The sequence below is a fragment of the Novosphingobium sp. CCH12-A3 genome, from assembly GCF_001556015.1.
Classification (GTDB): domain Bacteria; phylum Pseudomonadota; class Alphaproteobacteria; order Sphingomonadales; family Sphingomonadaceae; genus Novosphingobium; species Novosphingobium subterraneum.
Window position 1 is genome coordinate 1 of record NZ_LSIA01000311.1, and the last position, 7,186, is coordinate 7,186.

Below are 7,186 nucleotides of genomic sequence, written 5' to 3' on the forward strand. Positions count from 1 at the left end.
CCCGCGGGTTCCTGCACTGGAGGCTTTCGTACGCAAGCGCCCGAAACCCTTCACAGTTGCGGACAATCAGAAGGTGGACAGAAGTACTAATCGCGAATACGTTTCGGTTGTGACGAGTGGACCTTCGCAGATAAAGCTATGGCTTTTTCGGCTAATCGCCGCCGCGTGGCTGATGACTGCTATCCCGATCATCCTGCTTAGCGTTTTCCTTATGGAATTGCCGCTGTGGCCGACGTTTGGATCTGACAGCACGACGGAGGGTATCATCCTATGGGCTGTGTTTGCAGCTTGGTTTTACATCACGCCTGTCTTGCTGCTGGTTGCCAGTCGGAAGTGGAACGGCCGGTCCCTTTCACAGGGTCGAACCTGAGAGCGAAACGACCGCTTCCCGTCCCTTCACTGTCATTCCGTAAACCTGCCTAGATCTCCCTACCATCACCCCGTGCTTGACACGGGGTTGGGCTGTTCTTCCGGCGCAGCGCTCGACGAGAAAAGCCAAGGCCCGGATCAAGTCCGGGCCGACGATTTCATCGGGGAGCATCCAGTCCAAAGCACCCGACATCCGTTCGTGTTGTGAGAACGGGGACTGCGAAGCTGCTTAAAGCGCCGAAACCGCCAGAAACTCTGGGATTGGCCCGTTCCACTCACCCGGCTTCGACGGCGGTTCGGAGTGGTCGCGGTAGCTGGGCTGTTCGCGCCGTGGAGCGCGTTCCTGCCGTGGTTCGCGTTCAGCACGCGGCTTGCGCTCCTCGCGGGCCGGACGTTCGCGGCGGCTTTCGCGCTTCGGCTCTTCCTCGCGGCGCTCGGTCTCGCGGGGCTTGCGCTCTTCCTTCTCGGCGATCTCGAGCTTGAACTCGGGGATCTTCGTCCCCTGCAGCTTCTCGACATTGTCGATCGCCTCGGCATCTTCCGACGCCACCAGCGTGAACGCCCGTCCCGTCGCCCCGCCGCGACCGGTGCGGCCGATGCGGTGGACGTAGTCGTCCGGGTGCCATGGCGTGTCGAAGTTGAAGACGTGGCTCACGCCCTTCACATCAAGCCCGCGCGCGGCGACGTCCGATGCGCAGAGGATCGAGATGTCGCCGTCCTTGAACTTCTGCAGTTCGGCGTTGCGCGCGCTCTGGTCCATGTCGCCGTGGATTTCCCCTGCGGCAAAGCCATGACGCTGCAGCGACTTGGCGAGTTCGCGCACCGTGGTCTTGCGGTTGGCGAAGACGATGGCCGTGGTGACGTTGTCGGTCCGCAGCAGCTGGCGCAGCACTTCGCGCTTCTGGCGCGTGGTGCACTTCACCTTGAACTGGGCGATGCTGGTATTGGTCGACGCGGGGCGGGCCACTTCGACCATCTTCGGGTTCGACAGGAACTTGTCGGCCAGCTTCTTGATCGGCGGGGGCATCGTGGCCGAGAACAGCAGCGTCTGGCGCTGAGTCGGCAGCTTGGTGCAGATGTTCTCGATATCGGGGATGAAGCCCATGTCAAGCATGCGGTCAGCCTCATCGATCACAAGCAGATCGCAGCCGGTGAGCAGGATCTTGCCGCGTTCGAACAGGTCCATCAGGCGGCCAGGCGTGGCGATCAGCACGTCGACGCCGTCCTGCAGCGCCTTGACCTGGTCACCCATCTGCACGCCACCGATCAGCAGCGCCATCTTCAGATCGTGGTTCTTGCCGTACTTCTCGAAGTTCTCGGCCACCTGCGCGGCGAGTTCGCGCGTCGGTTCGAGAATCAGCGAGCGCGGCATCAGGGCGCGGCGGCGGCCGTGCGCCAGAATGTCGATCATCGGCAGCACGAACCCGGCAGTCTTGCCGGTGCCGGTCTGGGCGATGCCGATGATGTCCTTCATCATCAGGACAGCGGGAATTGCCTGCGCCTGGATCGGAGTGGGCTCATCATAGCCGGCGTCGAGCACCGACTGGAGCAATTCATCCGAGAGGCCGAGATCGGCAAACTTCATGCAGGCAATTTTCCGAGAACTAGAGACGGCACGAACACAAATGTGCCCGCTGGACAGCCTGCATCGCAAAACGCCGCCAGCACTGTCTGCGCGCTAAGACGATATGGCCCGAAAAGTCAAGAATTCCGCGACGAGACGGGACTGTCAGTCATCTTCCAGCACGAGTTCGCGCATCTTGGTAATGGCACAGTTCGCTCCGGCCCGCGAATGAATCGTATCCCGGCCGGCACAGAGCTGCCCGTCCTCGTTCTTCTCGACATAGAAGCCTGAATAAAAGTCGCGAGCGCGGCAGGATTTGTCGAGACTGGCACCGATCAGCTTCCGCCCGCGCGTGACAAGCAGGAGGCGATCCTGCGATTCGATCTGCACGCCCGCAATGCTGGTGATCGGCAGGCATTTGCTGGTCTTGCGCTCGTAAAAACGCGGCGGCTGCGGCGCTGCCGGCATCGGCATGTAAATCTGGCCGGGCAGGCGCGGTGCAATACGGATGACCATGCGCTGCTCGATGCGCACCTGATTCCAGGACTGGTCGCCCAAGCCGTCGGCAATGAAGCTGTTGAAAGCGCTCGCCCCGAAGTCGTCGACAATGAGGGGCGATCCTGCCGGAATGGAAGCAGTCGCCCATTGCGTATCGCTATCGGGTATCGCCACGGGTGTACCAACCGGTACGGCCAGCAGCATGCCCAATGAGGCCAATAGGTTGAATAGGTTGGGCATTCCGATGCAAAAACTCTCGACGTCCCCTCTACGGCCAAGCGGCCCTGACCCCGCTCCAACCGCTCCTGAAACCCCTAACCTCCGGGGTTGAACGGTTGCTTAACCTGTCAGCAATGAAAAATGAATTGCCCTTCCTGCGGGGTGGCAATAGCCGATGCCGTGATGAGCGAAACGTTTCTTGCAGAAGCGGCCCGTCTGCTCGGGCCAAAGGGTCTGACTACCGATCCCGATGACATGGCCCCATGGCTGACCGATTGGCGCGGCCGCTACACCGGCGCGGCGCGGGCAATCGCTTCGCCAGCCAATACCGCCGAGGTCGCCGCCCTGGTGAAGCTGTGCGCCAGGCATGGCGTGCCGATCGTGCCGCAGGGCGGCAACAGCGGCATGTCGGGCGGCGCGACACCATTCGAAAGCGGGCGCGAGATCATCCTCTCCTTGCGCCGCATGAACCGGATCACCGCGCTCGATACCGCGGCGCGTTCGGCCACGTGCGAGGCAGGCGTCATCCTGCAGGTCCTGCACGAGGCGGCGGAGAAAGAGGGCCTGCGCTTCCCCCTCACGCTTGGCGGCAAGGGCTCGGCCACGATCGGCGGCCTAGTATCGACCAACGCCGGTGGTACGCAAGTCCTGCGCCATGGCTCGATGCGAGCGCTGGTGCTGGGGGTCGAAGCCGTCATGGCCGATGGCAGCGTGCTCGATCTGTTGACCCCGCTCAAGAAGGACAACCGGGGTTTCGATCTCAAGCAAGTGCTGATCGGTTCGGAAGGAACGCTGGGCATCGTCACCGCTGCGACCTTGCGGCTCGCTCCCGCCATTGCCGGCAGGACGGTGATGTGGGCGGGCACGACCTCACTCCACGATGCGCGCAGCCTCCTGCTTCTGGCAGAGGACATGGCGCCGGGGCTGCTGGAAGGCTTCGAGGTCCTGCCCCAGCACAGCCTCGAGGCGGTTCAGGCCTACACCCCCGGAACGCGCGCACCGCTGACGGGGCCTCATCCCTGGCATGCCCTGATCGAACTGGTCGCGGGCGACGAGGACACCGCCGCGAGATTGCCCGAACTGGCCGAGCGCATCCTTGCCACGGCGTTCGAACGCGATCTCATCGCTGACGCCACGATCGCCGCCAGCGAAGACCAGGCCGAGCGCATGTGGTTGATCCGCGAGACCATCTCGCCCGCCGAACGGGCGCTTGGCCCAGCGATGCAGCACGACATTTCCGTGCCGGTCGAAAAGATGCCCGCCTTTGTCGAGGCCGCCGTCCCGCGCCTCGAAGCCGATTGGCCGGGCACCCGCGCGGTCTGTTTCGGGCATCTCGGTGACGGCAACGTCCACTTCCACGTCATCGCGCCGCCGGGCAGCGACCGGGCATCGTGGGAAGCAGGCGACGGCAAGGCGATCAGCGCGCAAGTCCACGACATGGTCGCCGCATGGGGAGGCTCGATCTCTGCCGAACACGGAATCGGCAGGCTGAAACGTGACGAACTGGCCCGCCTTTCCGATCCCGCGGTGCTTGCCACGATGCGCGCCATCAAGCAGGCACTGGACCCGAACGGCCTGCTAAACCCCGGAAAGCTTGTCTGACGCGGCTTGCGCGGCCTTCTGGCAGCCCCTAAGAACCGGCGTTCCCGCTAAGCCGCGGCCAGAGTGAGTTTTGCCCGCGCGAATGTTTTGATTCTTGGAGAGATGCAAAATGGCCAGCGCGCCGCAAGCGAACCTGCCGATGTTCTACAACGACCTGATGCCGCTCAACAGCCGGGACCATGCAACGTGGAAGGCGAAGAACGCGGATGCAGCTCCCTGGCTGATCGGACAGCACGCCATCCCCCTGACGGCTGAGGAATTTCCCCAGGCAGCACGCCATTACCCGATCATCTTTGCATCGGGTGACAACCCGGTTCCGCTGGCGCTGATGGGGCTGAACGAAGGCGTGAACGTCTTTGTTGATGAAGAAGGCAAGGTCACCCAGCCGATCTACATCCCGGCCTATGTCCGCCGCTACCCGTTCCTGCTCGCCAAGCTGAACCCCAATAGCGAAGAGCTTTCGCTGTGCTTCGACCCTTCGGCAAACCTGCTCGGCGATTCGGTGGAAGGGCAGGAGCTCTTCACCGACGGCCAGCCTTCTGAAGCGACCCAGGCTGCACTCGGCTTCTGCGAGCAGTTCGAGCAGGCCGGCCAGCGCACGCAGGCCTTCATCGACGAGCTGAAGAAGCACGACCTGCTCATGGAGGGCGAAGTCGCCATCCAGCAGCAGGGCAATGACCAGCCGTTCGTCTATCGCGGCTTCCAGATGGTCAATCAGGAAAAGCTGCGCGATGTGCGCGGTGACGTGCTGCGTGGCTGGGCGCAGAGCGGCCTGCTGCCGCTGCTTTATGCCCACCTGTTCTCGCTCGAACTGATCAGCCAGATCTTCGGCGCGCAGGTTCAACTGGGCAAGGGTCCGATCCCGGCGATCAAGGTTCCGGCCGAATAAGCCGGACACGATTTGACATCGGGCTTGAGCGATCGGGCCACAGGTCAACAGAAAAGCGCGGTGAGCCATTCGGTTCATCGCGTTTTTTCTTGGGGTGTTGCAAAAATCCCTCGAAAGCCCTTGCAGGGGCAAACCCCCTCACCTATCTTGTGATTGTTGCGTTGCGGCTCCCCTCATGGCCCAGCGTAACTGGTGCACTCACGTGCACCTCCTCCCTGAACCTTGGCCACCTGGAGCTTGCTCCAGGTGGTTTTTTCTTGGGTTACATGAGCTTGCGCAAGTTTGCCCGCGCGTTTGCCCATAAAGCGCGCATCTACTCGGCAGCAGCGCGCCAGCGTCCGCGGTCGGATGCGCGGCCGAGGTCCGCCACATCGACCGCGAGTCGGCGCACCAGGCCTACCAGCAGTTCGATCGTGGCATCGAAGCCGGGGCCGGGTTCGGCCATTCTTGCATCGAGGTAGCAGGTGCGGTCTATCTCGAGCTGCATGCAGTGAAGGCCTTCGGCACGCCTTGCGTGTCGCTCCAGCACGTAGCCCCCGGCATAAGGCCGGTTGTGCGACACCCGTCGCGCAGCTTCGGTGAAGAAGCCGAACGCGGAAGCCACCACACCCCCATCGCACGAAGCGCCGAACCGATCGCCGACGACGAATTCCGGCGCACGCTCTCCGGGCGAACGGGCCGCCAGCGGTGGCATCGAATGAAGGTCGATCAGCAGGGCAGCGCCCCAACGGTCCCGAATCGTCTCGAGCGTGCTGCCGAGCGCCATGTGATAAGGCTGATGCACCGCTGCAATCCGCTCTGCCAGCTCGCTATGGTCGAGCCTGCGCTTCCACAGCTCTCCAAGACCCGGCAGACGACGCGGCACCAGCCCCAGCCCGCTTCGTGCGCGCCTGCCAAAACCGCTGGGCGCGGCCGAAGCATCAGCCGGTGGACCACCGACCATCTCCCAGTCGACATCATCGCTGGCACGGTTGAGATCGAGCATGGCCCGCGGCGCATGGGCGATGAGCAGCGCCGCGCCGGTCCGGCGAGAAACCGCCTGCCCCAGGAGATCGGCGTAGCGATCCTCAAGCCGGGGCGCTGCGAATGCGGGATGACGCATCCGGTCCAGCAGCGACTTGGCATAGGCCCTTCCTGCATGCGGGACGGCAATCACCACGGGGATCGGCGAAGGATCGATCGTCGTCAGGCTGTAGGCCGGCACACCGGGATTGCCCGGCACCGACCCGCCATGGACCGAAGCCGAATCGCCCTGGTGCTCACACTCATGCTGCATCCCGCAAAGGTGCAACCGATTCGCACGCAAGTCAAAGCAAGGTCCGACAACGATTGGACCACATGTCGGGTTGCGGGCAAAAAGCGGTTTGCGCGAAGCTTCAGGCGGGAGATTGTTAACCCCATCGGCGTTATAGGCCATGGAACTGAAGCCCCACTAAAAAACAGGTTCGCCATGATCCGGATCCTGCTCGCCGAAGATGAAGAGGCGATGCGCACTTACCTGACCCGCGCGCTGGAAAATGCCGGCTATTCCGTGGCTGCCGTGGACAGGGGCACCGCCGCAATTCCCCTGCTCGAATCCGAACATTTCGACCTCCTCCTGTCTGACATCGTGATGCCGGAAATGGATGGAATCGAATTGGCGCAACGCTGCAGCGAGATCAGCCCCAGCACCAAGGTCATGTTCATCACCGGCTTCGCTGCCGTGACGCTCAAGGCAAATCGTGAGGCACCCCAGGCCCGGGTGCTGTCAAAGCCGTTCCACCTCAAGGATCTGGTGCTCGAAGTCGAGCGCGTGTTCGAGGATGCGCAGTTCGCGGGGAGCCGCTGAACTCCGGCTGCAAATTCCCCCTTGCCATGAATCGGGACGGGGGCTAATGGCGCGCTTCCCGACGCGATCAGCGGTTCGCCGCCAGCCAAGGGACAAGCAGATGGTGCGGGCGTATAGCTCAGTGGTAGAGCACTATGTTGACATCGTAGGGGTCGCAAGTTCAATCCTTGCTACGCCCACCATCGCATAAGAAACCCCGCCAATGGCGGGGGTTTTT

At 62.9% G+C, this 7,186-nt stretch carries 7 protein-coding genes and 1 tRNA gene; 5 read left to right on the forward strand and 3 right to left on the reverse strand.

Going from position 1 to position 7,186, the window contains the following annotated elements; genetic code table 11:
* Nucleotides 1-370: hypothetical protein (locus AX703_RS28610; RefSeq protein ID WP_231735708.1), on the forward strand; the 370-nt coding region annotated here is incomplete at its 5' end.
* A 228-nt stretch (nucleotides 371-598) separates the two neighbouring features.
* Here AX703_RS28610 and AX703_RS25510 read toward each other — a convergent pair.
* Nucleotides 599-1,954: a DEAD/DEAH box helicase gene (locus tag AX703_RS25510; RefSeq protein WP_062348291.1), complete on the reverse strand. Its 1,356-nt coding sequence runs from the start codon at nucleotides 1,952-1,954 to the stop codon at nucleotides 599-601.
* A 144-nt stretch (nucleotides 1,955-2,098) separates the two neighbouring features.
* On the reverse strand, nucleotides 2,099-2,635 hold the full coding sequence (locus AX703_RS25515; protein WP_062348293.1) for a hypothetical protein: 537 nt from the start codon (nucleotides 2,633-2,635) through the stop codon (nucleotides 2,099-2,101).
* Nucleotides 2,636-2,833: 198 nt separating this feature from the next.
* On the opposite strand from AX703_RS25515, the gene AX703_RS25520 reads away from it, so the two are divergent.
* On the forward strand, nucleotides 2,834-4,252 hold the full coding sequence (locus AX703_RS25520) for an FAD-binding oxidoreductase (RefSeq protein ID WP_062348296.1): 1,419 nt from the start codon (nucleotides 2,834-2,836) through the stop codon (nucleotides 4,250-4,252).
* A 109-nt stretch (nucleotides 4,253-4,361) separates the two neighbouring features.
* Entirely contained in the window at nucleotides 4,362-5,141 is a 780-nt protein-coding gene (locus tag AX703_RS25525; protein WP_062348298.1) for a SapC family protein, read from the forward strand.
* Nucleotides 5,142-5,454: 313 nt separating this feature from the next.
* Here the strand turns inward: AX703_RS25525 and AX703_RS25530 are convergent, their stop codons facing one another.
* Entirely contained in the window at nucleotides 5,455-6,417 is a 963-nt protein-coding gene (locus AX703_RS25530) for an N-formylglutamate amidohydrolase (protein ID WP_062348301.1), read from the reverse strand.
* 174 nt (nucleotides 6,418-6,591) lie between these two features.
* Between AX703_RS25530 and cpdR the strand changes: the two genes are divergently transcribed.
* Nucleotides 6,592-6,969, forward strand: coding sequence for a cell cycle two-component system response regulator CpdR (gene cpdR / locus AX703_RS25535; protein ID WP_062348304.1), 378 nt, complete (start codon nucleotides 6,592-6,594; stop codon nucleotides 6,967-6,969).
* A 107-nt stretch (nucleotides 6,970-7,076) separates the two neighbouring features.
* Nucleotides 7,077-7,151, forward strand: a tRNA-Val gene (locus AX703_RS25540).
* The last annotated feature ends 35 nt before the right edge of the window (nucleotides 7,152-7,186 follow it).

Excerpts from the sequence above, each read along its gene's own strand:
- AX703_RS25510 (WP_062348291.1), bottom strand. The coding sequence starts at position 1,954 with ATGAAGTTTGCCGATCTCGGCCTCTCGGATGAATTGCTCCAGTCGGTG.
- AX703_RS25515 (WP_062348293.1), bottom strand. The coding sequence starts at position 2,635 with ATGCTGCTGGCCGTACCGGTTGGTACACCCGTGGCGATACCCGATAGC.
- AX703_RS25520 (WP_062348296.1), top strand. The coding sequence starts at position 2,834 with ATGAGCGAAACGTTTCTTGCAGAAGCGGCCCGTCTGCTCGGGCCAAAG.
- AX703_RS25525 (WP_062348298.1), top strand. The coding sequence starts at position 4,362 with ATGGCCAGCGCGCCGCAAGCGAACCTGCCGATGTTCTACAACGACCTG.
- AX703_RS25530 (WP_062348301.1), bottom strand. The coding sequence starts at position 6,417 with ATGCAGCATGAGTGTGAGCACCAGGGCGATTCGGCTTCGGTCCATGGC.
- cpdR (WP_062348304.1), top strand. The coding sequence starts at position 6,592 with ATGATCCGGATCCTGCTCGCCGAAGATGAAGAGGCGATGCGCACTTAC.